This is a genomic window from Mucilaginibacter rivuli (assembly GCF_019391655.1).
Taxonomy (GTDB): Bacteria; Bacteroidota; Bacteroidia; order Sphingobacteriales; family Sphingobacteriaceae; genus Mucilaginibacter; species Mucilaginibacter rivuli.
The window spans coordinates 89,582-104,612 of the sequence record NZ_JAHXPQ010000004.1 but is presented as its reverse complement, the minus strand read 5'-3'; the positions used below and the strand labels follow the sequence as shown (position 1 = coordinate 104,612).

Sequence of the window (15,031 nt, the reverse complement as noted above, 5' to 3'; positions counted from 1 at the left end):
GTCTACTGCGCCTTTGTCGTGGCTGCTTTTAAATAACGCTTTAAGACGCGAAAGACAACTTGGCATTCATTAATATAAGCTTTGACTTCTTCCGCTGTTTGGGAAGTTAATGTTGGCAAAAAATTAGAGATATGAATTATCTCTTTCTTTATAGTCCCATTTTCAGGTTTTCTAAACCGGCCAACAATCTGTATTGCTTCACTCATAGGATCAATCGTGGAGTGCAAAGCAGATACCAGGTCGGTTATCATTATTATTGTTGGGTCAACAATGCCCTCTATATCAACTGCTGAGAAAAAGCGGCTTGTCATCCAATTGTAAACCCTGAACTCACCTAATGAAGTAGAAACGTGCACGAAATTGTTTACTTTCAGTTTCTGCATACTTTCCTTGGCACAAAATATCGAACTTTCATCCTTTACTTCTAATTCTCTAAGAAAATGCGCGATTGTATCGGTAGAATTGAAAAAGATAAAGTATTGCTCACGTGGATTATTATCAATGAATTTCTTTAAAGTCAACATGATATTATTGGTATCAATCACTTTAATGGTTTCCTCATGGTTGAAATCCGGTTTAATGTAGACGTGGGTAAACTTTTGTGCTGAAAAACGGGGATCACTTGGAATAATGGGTGTTGCTGATACAAAAGCCTTATTTGTAAATAAAAAGAAATCATTGATTGGCAAAATAATCTTTGTTCTGTATCCTACGTCCTGTATGGTACGCTCACATTCATCCATTAATAAGAAATAATCTTCATACATGTCTATACCCAGCTCAGACATTGCTTCCTTAACCTTTAAAAATGATTCAGGCGTAGTTATGATTTTTTTGTATTTTATGTTAGATTGAAGATAATCAATGATCTGATCAACGGTCTTGCCTTCAAAAACACCTAGTACCTTTACTTTGCGCGTAGTATTATATTTTTTACATTTTCCTTGAATAACAGGTACGTTTGGTTCAATTATAATACTGTTACGATTTGATTCCAGTTCTAAAGTAGTAGCGCCAATACCTGTTAAGTTTTTAAATAGAATTATATTGGTATGTATTACTCCAATTATATCTTTAAGGTACTCGTGAAGCCCTATTTTATATGTTAAATATTTTTGCTTGTCCATGAAATTTTGAAAATAATGACCCAATCAGTAAAATTTCAGTTCCTGTGAGTTAAATTAAGGGAGGCCTAAACCTCCTTTTAAATTATTAATAATTAAATTTCACCTGCTGCGGTGCGAAGCAGATCTGCAAAAGATTTGGTTACTATAATGTTGCCCAAAGCGTACCCATTTATAAATTCAAACATGCCATTAATATTAGCAATGCGTAAATTATCAGTCGAATTTCCAAAGGCAAATCTGCACCAAATCACAGCCTCCCCATCTTCATGGGTAACGACTGGCTGTCGGGTTAACTTACGTTTCAACATACAGTTTTCAAACAATCGCTTCATGTGTTGAAGCTGCGCTGGGTGCTTTAATTTCATAGCCCTTATGTCTGATATAAGCTGCGCTTTTTCAAAAATGCCTCCATATACATTATCCTCTTTAAATAAGGATATCATTTCAGTCTCTGCTCCTGGAGCAGTACCGAATATTTCATCTAAAATACTCATTGTCATTTTGTTAATTTGAAGGCGGCGCCGACTTCAAAATGTTTAGACAAAAGTAATAAGATTATCAGTAAATTAACTCGTAACCAATTGTAAAACAATGGTTTGTGTGGGTATGAAAGCTTGGATTTTAACTACATTGATATCTTACAGCACTGTTTATTAATTATTTAACAAAAGCCATTAAGGTACTTGACATCAAACTCACTGTCATCATTTTTCTTCTCCTTATTGATTTGAATTTGCCTTTTGAGAGCAATTAAGTCTACATAAGGCTCAAATTTTCCTTCTCGAAGCAGTAGACCAGTCATTGTGAGGTAATGGAAAATTATTTTCTTTTGATTGCGACTTACTTTATTTCCCACTGATATTTTAATTTCTTCTTTATCTAAATATCTACTCATCAGCGAAATGAAATATTTAAATGTTGGTTTGTAATCAACCTTTTGTTTTAAATTTAAATATTGTTTCAACTTTTTCGCATAATTTTTGGGGTCTTCTTGGTGCTTTACTAAAATTTCAAAGAAATTAGGGTCGCGATATTTAACATCCTCGATCAATTCTTTGAGAACTAACGTAAGAATCTTGGTATTTTGGCTCTTAGGAGTTGATTTCGCTATTTTTCGTCCATTGACATTAAAAAGCAACTGTATATCCTTAGATATTATAAATAGATAACCATCAACTATAACTGATACGTTGACTTCCATGGTTAAGTTCTTAAAAATAATATCCCAGATTGCTTGCTTAATTTTAGTTCTGTCTAATTTGTTATTTGATATAAATTGCTCATGAGGTGGACTCGCATAAGAAATTATTAATCTATATAGGTCATCATCTTTTTCAAGGATTGAATTACCATGTAAAAACTCATCAACGTTAGCCTTGTTTATCATGGCAATTGGTGTCGTAACAAGTTTGTATATCAAATTGCTCTCCTCGTAACTTGCGATTTCTCGAAGATTTTTTTGTTTTGGATTTTTGCTAAACGCATAGCTCAAAAATAATAATTCATCAATTTGACTGGTTTTTAAATTATATTTTTCGTTTAGTTTCTCTAAAAAGAATTCCAAGTAATCTTTTGTATAATTAAGATGAAACGGTGGAAACTCAAAGTATACAGTGGAGGATTCAGGTATTTCACTAATCAAGTCAAATCCCCATTTTAGATAATATGCATACCTATATATTCTTTCTAGTTTGTAATCTTCAATAAATACTCTAGTGATTTGAATTTCAATTTTAAAAACACCTTCGACATCAACTATTTTAGCCATATAATTTTATTAATAAAGATATAAAAAGCACGATAGGTACTTACCCTGCTTTCCTTATTGTTCAAACATTTTCAGTTCCCAACTTTCAATTACACCAGTTTCAAATTCGTCAAGATATGTTTGTGTTTGAAATTCTGTAGAATGCCCTAATGATTCTTTTATATGGCTTACATTCGCTCCAGATCGTTTAAGTCCCGTGGCATAGCTATGCCGTAACACATTAGTTGTTAACTTTAAATCAGGTTCTTGTATAAGTTTCGCAAGCTTTTTTAAATTATCATTAACTGCCTTTAAAGCGGTTTTCTTTCTAGTATACTTTTGCTTGATTGTAATATGTATTTTGGGATTTATTATTGGGAAGACATACCCATCTTGAATTGTATATGTGGCTTTGAAATAGCCTAATATGTCCTTTATGAAACAATTTAAAGGTATTTCAAACTTACCACCTGTCTTCTTTCTAACATAACTGATATGGGTAGTACTAATTTGTTGCCATTTTAGAAATGTTATATCTATGAAGTTCATCCCCCTACAATAGTAGCTAAATAGCATAATTTGTTGAGCAAAGTGCAAAGCGGAACCAGGCTTTAACTTTAAATTTTTGAGCTTACTTATTTTATCAAGCTGTATAGCCAGCTTTTTAGTTTTATGATCAAGCCTTTTATTTATGCTGTATAGTTTCTCCCCAAACGGATAATTCTCTATTGGAAATAGCTTGTCGTCTATCGCTTGGTTAATTAAACGTTGTAAATTACGCATTTTAACACTTATAGTGGTGTCCATGTTTCCACGTACATTACGCATCCAGTATTCAAATGATTCCAACCAACGAACGTTGATATCTGAAAGAAAGGCATTTGGTTTAAACTTTTTGATAATGCTTTTATTTTCTCTGTAGATGCCAGCTAATCCTTCTCTTTGTTGTTCTTCCAAGATTAGTATTTGGCTAGTGTAGTATTCTTCAACAGTAGGAACGATTATTTTGTCTTCAGCAATAGGATTGTTTTTATTTTTAAAATCATTTTCAAACCTTTCAAAACTAAACGCGATACCAGAGTCATCGTAAGATTTTAAAATTGCATTTGCCTCCGAAAGCTTTTGATATAATAACGAATTACAATCTTGGTAATTAGGATGAGATTTTCTGAATTTGCCCAAGCCATTGTCTTCTTTTTCGGCTGGCTTCCAACCCTCCTTTGTAGACTGCAGTTTTAAAGATTGTTGATTTACAAGAGTGCTTATTACAAAATATTTGGGTTCGCGTAGATGAGTAACTCGAAGGGCTACTGAAAACTCATTGTTTAATAACTTTTTGGATGTTTTTAGAACGATTGCTGTTGTTGCCATAACTGTCGATGTTGCGACAGATTCCACAATATGGGAGTAAACAGGGGAGTAAACAAGGTAAAAAGAGCATACCATTTAAGCCTTAAAACCTAACAGATATGCTCTCAATTACTCTCTTTACAGTCGGGATGGCGGGATTCGAACCCACGACCTCCAGCACCCCATGCTGGCGCGATACCGGGCTACGCTACATCCCGAAAATGATTTGGTAGGGGATGCAAATATAATTGATGTGATAAAATCTGCAAATGCCTTTTCCAACCCATTAATAGTTTTCTGCAACGTATCTGTTATTATTCCTTTTAAAAATAAAAATTCATATTTATTATATAGTTAATAAATATTATCTATTTTAGGTTGTAAATTAAAAACCTATTTCTCAAGAGGTACGCCAGTTAACTATTGGGCATAAATTTTATAGTAATAAAATATAGTAATTTATAGGTTGAACTGTAAAATTTGCGGTTTTTAATGCAAACCAACACCCCTGATACCACCCCTAAACGTAAGTATAAACCAACAGAGGAAGCCGAAAATCTGAACCAGAGTAGGCACAAAAAAACCAATCTATTTTTATATGAAGAAGTATTTTTTAGTAACGGCGCTATTGATGCTATGTGTTTTTTTTAAAACTAATGCACAGGTAACGCACGATGATTATTACTCAAACCATACCGGCGCCCCTTATGCTTCATGGGGAAACGCCTATTTGGGCGGCACCACCTACGAGCTCTTTATAGGCTTTGAGGATAATGCCCCATATCCGGTTTTTCAGGAAATTGATTTAAACGGATTGGCAAGGGCGGGTAGCGGAGCCTCCGATTTTTCGTACCAGTCTAACATTGTAAATTTTGGCCCTTTTGGTGCCTACTGTTACCTTGATTATGATTTTGATTTAAACGATCTTACCAATTACGAATCAATAGGATACATCTACTGGGTCTCATTCTCCGACGGTAGCGTTGAATATTACTCACATACTGTAAGCGACCATTGATAAACCCTTTACGATAACTTTAATACTTATTTAACCTTAAAACCGCCCCTGTAATTTGGAGGGCGGTTTTTTATTTTTGAGGGCTATTATAAACCAAGCCCCGTCAATAAAAAATGCTAATAATGCCATAGGAGTAATTTGTCTGGTTATTTAACATAACGCGATAATTACATGCGGTAATTGCCGTTTTAATACAATCTTTTAATATATTAGCGTATTAAAGAAACCTATGCAGGGAGCAAGTAATTATGATCTGCTGATCGGGAAGATCGACACCTTTATACGCAGGTATTATCTCAATAAACTACTGCGTGGGGTTATCTTTTTGGGTGCAACCATTTTTACTGCCTACATACTTACCGTTTTAAGCGAATACTTTGGCAATTTTAGCACTATACTGCGTACTTGCTTGTTTTTTGGTTATATCCTGCTCAATTTGGGCGTTTTTGCCTGGCTGGTTTTACCGCCCCTAATGGCCTATTTTAAATTGGGTGGTGTAATATCGCATGATGAGGCTGCCGAAATTATCGGCACGCATTTTACTGATGTGCAGGATAAGCTGCTCAACACTCTTCAACTAAAACGCCTTGCCGATGAAACGCCCGGCCAGCGAAGTTTAATAGAAGCCAGTATCGATCAAAAGATCGGTACGCTTAAACCGGTAAGTTTTCCATCGGCTATTAAAATAAAAGAGAATACCAAATACCTTAAATGGGCATTGGCGCCGCTGGCAATTATTGTATTGCTCGCTTTTACGGTCCCATCGGTTTTAACAGACAGTACCGAGCGTTTGCTTAAGCATAACCAGTACTTCGCGCCAAAAGCGCCTTTTCAGTTTGTGATCACCAACGCGAAGCTATCGGCAGTGCAGGGCGAAGATTTTAAGCTTGAGCTGAAACTAAGCGGTGATAAATTCCCGAATGAGGTGTACCTGGAAACGGGTAACAATACCTTTAAGCTGGATAAGGAAAGCATCGGCAAGTTTCATTACGTTTTTAGCAACCTGCAGCAAAGCGTGCATTTTAAGCTAATGGGGAATGATTTTTCATCGCAGGAATATGAAATAAACGTTAACCTGAAACCATCCCTGCTGCACTTTGATGTTGACCTGCAATACCCGGCATACCTGCATAAGGCAACTGAGCATTTAAGCAATGCCGGCGATCTGACCATCCCCGAAGGAACAACGGTACGCTGGCAGTTACATACCCAGAATACGGATGAGGTTGCGTTTGAAATGAATAACCGCACGGCGCACTTAAAGCCTGCCGATAATGTTTTTATACATAGCGAACGGGTATTACAACCGGCTATCTACACCTTAAAGGCCGTAAACGTTGCAGTTGCCCATGGCGATTCGGCATCATACCGAATTAACGTGGTAAACGATCTGCCGCCAACCATAGCAGTTGAAGAGAAGCCGGATTCCATCAGTTCGAAGGCGTTGTATTTTAACGGGAATATTCAGGATGATCATGGTTTTTCAAACCTTACGTTTCATTATAAGATCGAATCGCATAACAATCAAAAGCCAACCATCATCACCAAAACAATTAAAGCTGACCTGAGCGCGGCCCAGTCGGACTTTTTTTACTATTGGGATTTGAAACAGCTTGGAGCCAAACCCGGCGACGAAGTAACTTACTATTTTGAAGTTGCCGATAATAACGGCGTTACCGGAGCTAAAACAGCCCGCACACCCGAACGTAATTTGCACATGCCTACCGAGCAGGAAATGAACCAGCAATTAGAAGCAGGGTCAAAATCTGTTAAAGATAAGATGCAATCGGCCATTAAACTTTCGGCACAGGTGGAGCGTGATGCGCAGAAGCTGAACCAGATGCTACTGAATAAAAATTCACTTTCGTTTGATGAGAAAAAGCAGATACAAGACTTGCTGGAGAAACGTAAAGAATTAGAGAACCTGGTGCAGGATATCCAGAAAGAGAACAAGCAAAACCTGTTTGACCGCCAGGAGAACAAGCAGCAGAGCCATGAGATAATGGAAAAGCAAAAACAGATAAAAGACCTGTTTGATAATGTGCTCGACCAGAAAACCCGCGATATGCTTAAAAACCTGCAAAAACTGCTGGAGCAAAACCAAAAGGATTTAACTCAGGATGAATTGCAGAAAATGCAAACTGATAGCAAATCGTTGAAGAAGGAGCTCGACAGGATGCTTGAGTTATACAAGCAACTGGAGTTTGACCAGAAAATGAACGAAAGCATTAGCAAGCTGGATAAAATGGCCGAGCAACAGCAAAAGGTTGCTGACCAGGCAAAACAACCCAATAGTGACCAGAAAGAACTACAGCAACAACAGGATAAACTGAATAAGGATTTTAAAGATGTAGAAAAAGGCCTTGATGAATTGAAAGAAAAAAACGAGCAATTAGAGCAGAAGAATAACCTGGAAGACCCTAAAGAAGACACCAAAAGTATTGACGATAAAATGCAGCAAAGCGCTGAAGAACTGAATAAGAACAACAAGCAGAAGGCTTCAAAATCGCAGCAGCAGGCAGCTAAAGAGATGAAGCAGCTATCGGAGAAACTGCAAAAAGAACAACAGGAGAGCGAAGAAAAGGACGATGCCATTAATGTGCAGCAACTACGCGAATTGATCAAAAGCCTGGTAAATAGCTCGTTTGATGAAGAAAAAACCATGCAAACCCTGCGCGGCATAAACACGAACGACCCAAGCTACATTGGCCTTGCCGAAAAACAAAAAGATATAAAAGACAATATGAAAAATGTGGAAGATAGCTTATATTCGTTGAGTAAGCGTGTTCCCCAGATTCAGTCGACAGTTAATAAAGAGGTTACTGCCATTAATACAAATATTGATGCGGCGATAGCCAGTTTAGGCGACCGCCGTACAGGCGAGGCTAACCGTAGCCAGCAATACGCCATGACATCGATGAACAATTTGGCACTAATGTTGGCAGAGGCGTTGGATAATGTACAAAACCAAATGAAAAATGCCAAAGGCGGCAAAGGAAAGGGGAAAAAGAAATCGCAATCCATGTCGCAACTGAGCAAGATGCAGCAGCAGTTGAACCAGAATATGCAGAAAATGCGCGATCAAATGCAGCAGCAGGGCCAAAAAGGTAACCCCGGCAAACAAGGCCAGGGCCAGGATGGCAACATGAGTGAACAGCTTGCAAAAATGGCCCGAGAGCAGCAGCAAATCAGGCAGGCCTTGCAAGAGTTTAATAACCAACAGTTAAAAAACGGGGGCAAAAGTGGGGGCAATTTGGATAATATTTCCAAAGAAATGGAACAAACTGAAAAAGATCTCGTAAACAGAAGAGTATTGGACGAAACACTGAAGAGGCAACAACAGATACAAACCCGCTTATTGGAAGCAGAAAAGGCAGAAAGGGAGCAAGAGCAGGACAAACAAAGAGAGAGCAATGCCGCAAAAGAATTACCCCCGGGTTATGTAAAGGCATTACAAAACTATCAGTTAATGAAAAACAAACAAACCGAGCAAATACAGACCGTTCCCCCGGCTTTAAACTATTATTATAAAACCAAAGTGAAGTTATATTTTGATCAAATTAATGGCAAATAATATGGAACAAGCCAATGTAGATACCGGCGCATTGTTTACTTTGCAGCTACCATCAAAAATGGAAAGTCTAACAGCGCTTGAAAACCTGATAGAGGAGCTGGCAGATAAGTATAAAATTGCTGATGATACTTTTGCAAATATGATGACCTGCCTTAACGAGGTTTTTATAAATGCTATTGTACATGGCAATAAATTGCAGGAAGATAAAAAAGTAATTATAAATGCCGAGGTTGATAACCGCCGCATTGTATGGACCCTTACCGATGAAGGCCCCGGGTTTGACTATAACCACCTGCCCGATCCAACCGCGCCCGAAAATTTAGAGAGCTTAACCGGCCGTGGGGTATTTATTATAAAGCAATTAGCCGACCAATGCATTTTTAATGCTACCGGTAATGAGGTTGAGCTGCATTTTAAAATATAGTAATGTCCATACCTGTTTTCTTTTTTGAAGAGGATATTAAATTTAAGCCTAAAAGCAAAACGGCGCTGCGTAACTGGATACACAATACCATAGTTGCCGAGGGCTACAGCCTGAGCGAGGTAAACTATATTTTCTGTTCGGATATGTATTTGCTGGCGCTAAACCAACAATACCTGGATCATGATACTTATACCGATATCATCACTTTTGATAATTCGGAGATAGAAAAGAGCGTAACCGGTGATATATTTATTTCTGTTGACCGCATCCGCGAAAACGCGCAAACTTTTGGTGTTGATACTACGCACGAGCTGCACCGCGTTATGATACATGGCGTTTTACATTTGCTTGGTTACACAGATAAAAGCAAAAAGGATAAAGCCCTGATGACGCAAAAAGAAAACCAATACCTTGCCGAAGTAAAATTTTAGCTACCTGGCTGATTTTCTTGATTATTATGTAAAAAACTTGTTAACATTGCTGACAATTAAATCATTAAAAAAATGAAAACATTAGCATTAATGCTTACCCTGTTGTTTATCGCGCCGGCATCAGTTTATGATTTTAAACTGAAAAATATTGATGGCGCCGAGTTTAGCCTCGCCAAATACAAAGGAAAAAAAGTATTGGTTGTTAATACTGCTTCAAAATGCGGTTATACTTACCAATATGAGCAATTACAAAAATTAGCCGATAAGTATAAGGGCAAATTGGTTGTAGTAGGCTTTCCGGCAAATAACTTTGGTGGCCAGGAGCCTGGCTCAAACCCGATGATAAAAGAGTTTTGCTCAAAAAACTTTGGTGTTACTTTCCCGCTTAGCGAAAAAGTAAGTGTAAAAGGAGAGGATATATCACCCTTATTTAAATACCTTACCAGTGCCGAGAATCCTGATTTTACAGGCGAGATAAAATGGAATTTTGAAAAATTCCTGATCGATGAGAATGGAAATCTGATTCACCGTTACCGTTCAACAGTTGAGCCGCTCGATCCGGCTATCACATCGAAACTTTAATATTTAAAAGCGCTGAATAAGCGCTTTTTTTATGCCTTGTGGGTGTGTAGTAACGTATTGGGATTGGAAAACTGTACCCGAAATTTTGTATATTTGTGCAAGGCTCTTTGTGTAAAAACCTATGTTGAGAAACGTAAAGATGGATATTTTAAAATACCTGATTTACCCCCCCTCCTGATAATTACACATCAGCACATTTAAAAATTTGCATACTGAATTTACCCATAAATACTCATGTGTTTTGGGGCCAATAACCTGCTTATGGTAAGATATAGATTACTGCTCATTGCTCTGCTTTTCGCAACAAGCGGCTTTGCACAAACCTATTTGGTAAAACCTTTAAACATTGAGGCTACCTATAAAAAGGAAACGCGTACACTTGGTGGCGCACCGGGCAAAAACTACTGGCAAAACACTGCCGATTACCGCATTAAAATAAACTTTAACCCCGATACCCGCTTGCTGACAGGGACAGTTGATATTGATTATATCAATAATAGCCCGGATACTTTAAAGGAGTTGGTATTTAAGTTATACCCCAACTTTTACAAAAAGAACGCGATGCGTAATTACAAGGTTGATGCCGCAGATATGGGAGATGGAGTTAAAATTAAAAAGCTAAGTATTAACCAAACTGATAAGGACCTTGGAAAAGTACAGATAGACGGCACAAATATGCGTACCGAGGTCAGTCCGTTGCTTAGTAAAGGTAAACTGCATGTAACGGTTGATTATAGCTATACACTCAATAAAACATCACATGTGCGTACCGGCCAGGTTGATTCGGGCTCATATTTTATTGCTTACTTTTTCCCCCGCATAGCAGTTTACGATGATATTGATGGTTGGAACAGGTACCAGTACCTGGGCAACGAAGAGTTTTACAATGACTTTTGCCACTTTAATGCTGATATTACCGTACCCGGCAAATACGCGGTATGGGCAACAGGCGATTTGATCAATGCCAATGAGGTTTACCAGCCTGGCATTGTAAAACAGATTGAAATTGCAGGTAAGGCTGACAGCGTTACCGATGTAATAACCGAAGCCGACCTAAAAAATGGTACAGTTACCAGTAAAAACACATTCAATACCTGGAAGTTTGAAGCTGATAATGTTACCGACCTTGCTTTTGCGTTAAGCGACCATTATTTATGGAAGGCATCCAGCCTGGTGGTTGATTCGGTTACGCGCAGGCGTACACGGGTTGATGCAGTATTCAACCCCATCCATAAAGATTATTTTGAAGTGGTTAACTATGCACGTAAAACGGTAGAAGCGATGAGCTTCAAATTTCCGAAATGGCCGTACCCTTACCCGCACGAAACTGTTTTTGACGGGCTGGACCAGATGGAATACCCTATGATGGTAAATGATAACCCACTTGATAAAATGGAAGATGAGATTGAGCTTACCGACCACGAGATATTCCATACCATGTTCCCCTTTTATATGGGCATTAACGAGACTAAATATGGCTGGATGGATGAAGGGTGGGCAACCATAGGCGAGTGGGTTATATCGCCTATAATTAACCCTACGATAGTGGATGATTACGCAATCGAATCCTACGAAAGTAATGCCGGTAAAGAAGATGATGTACCTATTATAACACTTACCCCACAATTGGCAGGAGTTAGTTTTTTAACAAACAGCTACCCTAAACCCGGTTTGGGTTATATGTATGTTAAGGATATGCTGGGTGATGCCTTATTTACCAAAGCGCTGCATTATTATATTGAGCAATGGCATGGCAAGCACCCTATGCCTTATGATTTTTTTAATTGCATGAATACAGGCTCGGGCATGAATTTGAATTGGTTTTGGAAAAACTGGTTCTTTGATAACGGCGCGCCCGATCAGGCTATCACGAAGGTAACCGTAACTAATAAAAAGGATTACCAGGTAATTATAACTAACATTGGTACCAAGATGGTGCCGGTTGATCTGACTGTACATTACATCAACGGCACTACCAAAAAGATACACCGTGATGTATCGTGCTGGAAAAATGGTAATAAGGCCATCGCCATTAATTTTATGGCCGAAAAAACGGTATTAAAAATTGACCTTGGCGGGACATATGATCCAGACGTGAATAAAAAGGATAATACCTATACGGTAACCAAATAGGTTTAGGCTTTTAACTCGGCTAAAACGGTTTTGCCGCCTTTTACAACCTCGTCTAAACCAACATTGATCTTGGTGCCTAAAGGCAAAAAGATATCAACCCGAGAGCCGAATTTGATAAAGCCGAATTGCTGGCCCTGCTCAACAACATCGCCTTCTTTTACGTACCAAACAATGCGGCGGGCCAAGGCGCCTGCTATTTGACGGAACAGTACCGTAGTGCCGTTGCTGTTTTCGATAGCGATGGTAGTACGTTCATTCTCGGTAGATGATTTTGGGTGCCATGCCACCAGGAATTTACCCGGGTGGTATTTAAAAAATTTTACAACACCACTGATAGGGTTACGGTTAATGTGCACGTTAACGGGCGACATAAATACCGATATCTGTATGCGTTTATCTTTTAAAAATTCTGTTTCTTCAACTTCTTCAATTACCACTACTTTGCCATCGGCAGGGCAAAGTACCATTTTCTCATCCATATTTATCTGAATGGCAGGGCTGCGGAAAAACTGGAGGATGATAACAAACAGTGCGAACGAAAGGATATAGATGATCCACTTAAAGGCGGTAGCACCGGGAAAATATAATTGTATAATGGCGTTAAGCACCATAATAAACAGTATGCAAAGCGCGATAGAGGTATAACCTTCTTTATGGATAGTCATGTAAATAAAATTTTATGCAAAATTACTAATTTGAAATTAAGTACAGGTATGCAAATACAATTGGTGCCGAAAGGAACAAGCCATCAAACCTGTCGAGCAGGCCGCCATGGCCGGGCAGCAGGCTGCCGGAGTCTTTTGCATTAAGGCTGCGTTTAAGCATAGATTCAACCAAATCGCCCATGGTGCCAAAGCAGGAGATAAGAATAGCCATTGATGCCCACTGGCGCCACGTAATATCGGTAAAATAGTAAGCTATAATCGCGCTGATAAAAACCGTGAACAGGGTGCCGCCAATAAAGCCTTCCCATGTTTTTTTAGGAGAGTGGCGCTCAAACAATTTTGTTTTACCCAGCCAGCGGCCAACAACATAAGCCCCGGTATCATTACTCCATAACAGTAAGAGGAATACCAGCGGAAAATGGTTGCTGTATGAGCCTTGTATAAAAGCGAGGCCAAAGAAAAAGCTAAAAGGTGCTATCGCGTAAGCTAAACCTAATATGGTATAACCAATATTAGTAAAAGGTGTTTCTGATTGCTTGTACAGTTCGGCAATAAAAATGCTGCCTATAACCGGGATTATGATGAGCAGCCATTTAGAGTCAATCATCAATACGTAGTGCAGGCCAATGCCGGCAAATATAAGGCCGCCGCCAATTAAACCGGCAATGCGGTTAGGGTTAATATCGGCCGATTTAACGATCTTGTAAAACTCGTTAAGGCATAAAAAGCTGAGTAAGGTGAAAAAGGCAGTGAAAACATATGGCCCGGTTAAAACCGAGGCAAGCATGATAGCAACAAAAAAGAAGCCTGTTATGGCACGAGTCTTCATATAAATTAAGCATTTGAGTTCAGTATGATCAGCTCAATAGCCTGGCTGAAATCTTCCTGATGTATATAAACTTCTATGTTACCAAAGGCGCGGTGCGATGAATCTTGCCTGTTAATTAGTACGCTGGCTATCTGGTGCTCTGTAAGCACTTGCTTTACAATTTCTGATTGATAATAATTAGCAGAGGTATATATTTTAACCCAATCCTTTTCCATTATAACCTTGTAACTGTTTTTTCGATAACGCTACCTTTTGATAAATAAAGAACAAAAATACAGTAAAAATTAAGCTGAGTGTGGTAATAATGTAATTATAATGAGACGAATCCGGATCGAACCCGATTATTTTTTGCTGAAAAAGGTAGGTGATGATAACAACACTGCCATTGTTGATGAAATGCCCCAGCACAGCCGTCCAGATGCTGCCGCTGTAATAAACAAAATAGCCAAAGCCAACACCCAGCATCATACGGGGTAAAAAGCCAAAAAACTCTACGTGGAAAGCACTGAACAAGATGGCGGATATCCATATGCCCGCATGCGCATTTTTTGTCCAGCGGGTAAATATCCCCTGAATGCCTCCCCTAAACAAAAACTCTTCGGCAACGGCGGTAAGCAGGCCCATTATTAACAAGGCCAGCAACATATCCCAAATGGTTTTAAACTGGGTTAACGCCTGTGTTGCTTTTTGCGCGGCATCTTCTTTTTCACGCATCCACTGCTGCAGCCAGTTTAATGATTGTGGCAATACCATTTTTTGGTTAAGCGTGACCAGGAAGTCCATTAATGGCGACGAAACGATCATGATGGCGAAGACCGTAACAAAGAACACCGGCGATACTTTAAATGTGTTTTTAAGGTAAAATTGAGGCTGTTTTACTATGTATTTGGCAAAAATGACAGGAGTTAAAAACAGGGGAATGGTGCCTCCTAACACTTGTATTATCCAAAGTCCGGATATAACATGGCTGGCTGATGTATTAAAATGAGTTATCTCGGTAAGGGTATTTGTACCATAAAGAACGAAAACGACAGCAAACCCCAATAAGCCACCGATGATCAATGATCCGATGGCAATAAACATGATATATAGGAACTGCATGCTCGGATGCATGCGGCTTTGAGCCTCTTCTGTCATTTTAGTTAATAATT

The 15,031-nt window shown here is 38.7% G+C and carries 14 protein-coding genes and 1 tRNA gene; 6 read left to right on the top strand and 9 right to left on the bottom strand.

Features of this window, described 5'->3' with window-relative positions; translation table 11 throughout:
- Window positions 1-2: 2 nt before the first annotated feature.
- From KXQ82_RS10340 to KXQ82_RS10320, 5 genes are all read right to left on the bottom strand, one after another.
- Entirely contained in the window at window positions 3-1,127 is a 1,125-nt protein-coding gene (locus KXQ82_RS10340) for a DEAD/DEAH box helicase family protein (protein ID WP_219488216.1), read from the bottom strand.
- Window positions 1,128-1,219: 92 nt separating this feature from the next.
- Window positions 1,220-1,621 (bottom strand): hypothetical protein, encoded by a 402-nt coding sequence (locus KXQ82_RS10335; protein ID WP_219488211.1) that lies wholly within the window; start codon window positions 1,619-1,621, stop codon window positions 1,220-1,222.
- 167 nt (window positions 1,622-1,788) lie between these two features.
- On the bottom strand, window positions 1,789-2,895 hold the full coding sequence (locus KXQ82_RS10330) for a hypothetical protein (RefSeq protein ID WP_219488210.1): 1,107 nt from the start codon (window positions 2,893-2,895) through the stop codon (window positions 1,789-1,791).
- 54 nt (window positions 2,896-2,949) lie between these two features.
- Window positions 2,950-4,245, bottom strand: coding sequence for a site-specific integrase (locus KXQ82_RS10325; RefSeq protein ID WP_219488209.1), 1,296 nt, complete (start codon window positions 4,243-4,245; stop codon window positions 2,950-2,952).
- A 123-nt stretch (window positions 4,246-4,368) separates the two neighbouring features.
- A tRNA-Pro gene (locus KXQ82_RS10320) sits at window positions 4,369-4,442 on the bottom strand.
- 380 nt (window positions 4,443-4,822) lie between these two features.
- Between KXQ82_RS10320 and KXQ82_RS10315 the strand changes: the two genes are divergently transcribed.
- The 6 genes from KXQ82_RS10315 to KXQ82_RS10290 all read left to right on the top strand — a co-directional run bounded on the left by KXQ82_RS10315 (window position 4,823) and on the right by KXQ82_RS10290 (window position 12,386).
- On the top strand, window positions 4,823-5,242 hold the full coding sequence (locus KXQ82_RS10315) for a hypothetical protein (RefSeq protein WP_219488208.1): 420 nt from the start codon (window positions 4,823-4,825) through the stop codon (window positions 5,240-5,242).
- Between the two features lie 229 nt (window positions 5,243-5,471).
- Complete coding sequence (locus KXQ82_RS10310; RefSeq protein WP_219488206.1) at window positions 5,472-8,816, top strand: DUF4175 family protein; 3,345 nt, start codon at window positions 5,472-5,474, stop codon at window positions 8,814-8,816.
- Window positions 8,806-9,240, top strand: coding sequence for an ATP-binding protein (locus KXQ82_RS10305; RefSeq protein ID WP_255563596.1), 435 nt, complete (start codon window positions 8,806-8,808; stop codon window positions 9,238-9,240). The genes KXQ82_RS10310 and KXQ82_RS10305 overlap by 11 nt, the downstream gene beginning before the upstream one ends.
- 2 nt (window positions 9,241-9,242) lie before the next feature.
- The gene (gene ybeY, locus KXQ82_RS10300; protein WP_219488204.1) at window positions 9,243-9,671 is read left to right on the top strand and encodes an rRNA maturation RNase YbeY; all 429 of its coding nucleotides are present in this window, start codon (window positions 9,243-9,245) and stop codon (window positions 9,669-9,671) included.
- 72 nt (window positions 9,672-9,743) lie between these two features.
- The gene (locus tag KXQ82_RS10295; protein ID WP_219488203.1) at window positions 9,744-10,253 is read left to right on the top strand and encodes a glutathione peroxidase; all 510 of its coding nucleotides are present in this window, start codon (window positions 9,744-9,746) and stop codon (window positions 10,251-10,253) included.
- Window positions 10,254-10,514: 261 nt separating this feature from the next.
- Window positions 10,515-12,386 (top strand): M1 family metallopeptidase, encoded by a 1,872-nt coding sequence (locus tag KXQ82_RS10290; RefSeq protein WP_219488201.1) that lies wholly within the window; start codon window positions 10,515-10,517, stop codon window positions 12,384-12,386.
- Window positions 12,387-12,388: 2 nt separating this feature from the next.
- Here KXQ82_RS10290 and KXQ82_RS10285 read toward each other — a convergent pair whose 3' ends face one another.
- Genes KXQ82_RS10285 through KXQ82_RS10270 form a run of 4 tightly spaced genes read right to left on the bottom strand, consistent with a single transcriptional unit; the run spans window position 12,389 to window position 15,017 of the window.
- Window positions 12,389-13,051: a phosphatidylserine decarboxylase family protein gene (locus tag KXQ82_RS10285; protein WP_219488200.1), complete on the bottom strand. Its 663-nt coding sequence runs from the start codon at window positions 13,049-13,051 to the stop codon at window positions 12,389-12,391.
- A 25-nt stretch (window positions 13,052-13,076) separates the two neighbouring features.
- Complete coding sequence (locus tag KXQ82_RS10280; RefSeq protein ID WP_219488199.1) at window positions 13,077-13,880, bottom strand: phosphatidate cytidylyltransferase; 804 nt, start codon at window positions 13,878-13,880, stop codon at window positions 13,077-13,079.
- 5 nt (window positions 13,881-13,885) lie between these two features.
- Complete coding sequence (locus KXQ82_RS10275; RefSeq protein WP_219488197.1) at window positions 13,886-14,095, bottom strand: putative signal transducing protein; 210 nt, start codon at window positions 14,093-14,095, stop codon at window positions 13,886-13,888.
- The gene (locus tag KXQ82_RS10270) at window positions 14,076-15,017 is read right to left on the bottom strand and encodes a CPBP family intramembrane glutamic endopeptidase (RefSeq protein ID WP_219488195.1); all 942 of its coding nucleotides are present in this window, start codon (window positions 15,015-15,017) and stop codon (window positions 14,076-14,078) included. The genes KXQ82_RS10275 and KXQ82_RS10270 overlap by 20 nt, the downstream gene beginning before the upstream one ends.
- Window positions 15,018-15,031: the final 14 nt, after the last annotated feature.

Bases quoted from the DNA above. Each gene is read 5' to 3' on its own strand.
- KXQ82_RS10340 (WP_219488216.1), bottom strand. From the start codon at position 1,127: ATGGACAAGCAAAAATATTTAACATATAAAATAGGGCTTCACGAGTAC.
- KXQ82_RS10335 (WP_219488211.1), bottom strand. From the start codon at position 1,621: ATGAGTATTTTAGATGAAATATTCGGTACTGCTCCAGGAGCAGAGACT.
- KXQ82_RS10330 (WP_219488210.1), bottom strand. From the start codon at position 2,895: ATGGCTAAAATAGTTGATGTCGAAGGTGTTTTTAAAATTGAAATTCAA.
- KXQ82_RS10325 (WP_219488209.1), bottom strand. From the start codon at position 4,245: ATGGCAACAACAGCAATCGTTCTAAAAACATCCAAAAAGTTATTAAAC.
- KXQ82_RS10315 (WP_219488208.1), top strand. From the start codon at position 4,823: ATGAAGAAGTATTTTTTAGTAACGGCGCTATTGATGCTATGTGTTTTT.
- KXQ82_RS10310 (WP_219488206.1), top strand. From the start codon at position 5,472: ATGCAGGGAGCAAGTAATTATGATCTGCTGATCGGGAAGATCGACACC.
- KXQ82_RS10305 (WP_255563596.1), top strand. From the start codon at position 8,806: ATGGCAAATAATATGGAACAAGCCAATGTAGATACCGGCGCATTGTTT.
- ybeY (WP_219488204.1), top strand. From the start codon at position 9,243: ATGTCCATACCTGTTTTCTTTTTTGAAGAGGATATTAAATTTAAGCCT.
- KXQ82_RS10295 (WP_219488203.1), top strand. From the start codon at position 9,744: ATGAAAACATTAGCATTAATGCTTACCCTGTTGTTTATCGCGCCGGCA.
- KXQ82_RS10290 (WP_219488201.1), top strand. From the start codon at position 10,515: ATGGTAAGATATAGATTACTGCTCATTGCTCTGCTTTTCGCAACAAGC.
- KXQ82_RS10285 (WP_219488200.1), bottom strand. From the start codon at position 13,051: ATGACTATCCATAAAGAAGGTTATACCTCTATCGCGCTTTGCATACTG.
- KXQ82_RS10280 (WP_219488199.1), bottom strand. From the start codon at position 13,880: ATGAAGACTCGTGCCATAACAGGCTTCTTTTTTGTTGCTATCATGCTT.
- KXQ82_RS10275 (WP_219488197.1), bottom strand. From the start codon at position 14,095: ATGGAAAAGGATTGGGTTAAAATATATACCTCTGCTAATTATTATCAA.
- KXQ82_RS10270 (WP_219488195.1), bottom strand. From the start codon at position 15,017: ATGACAGAAGAGGCTCAAAGCCGCATGCATCCGAGCATGCAGTTCCTA.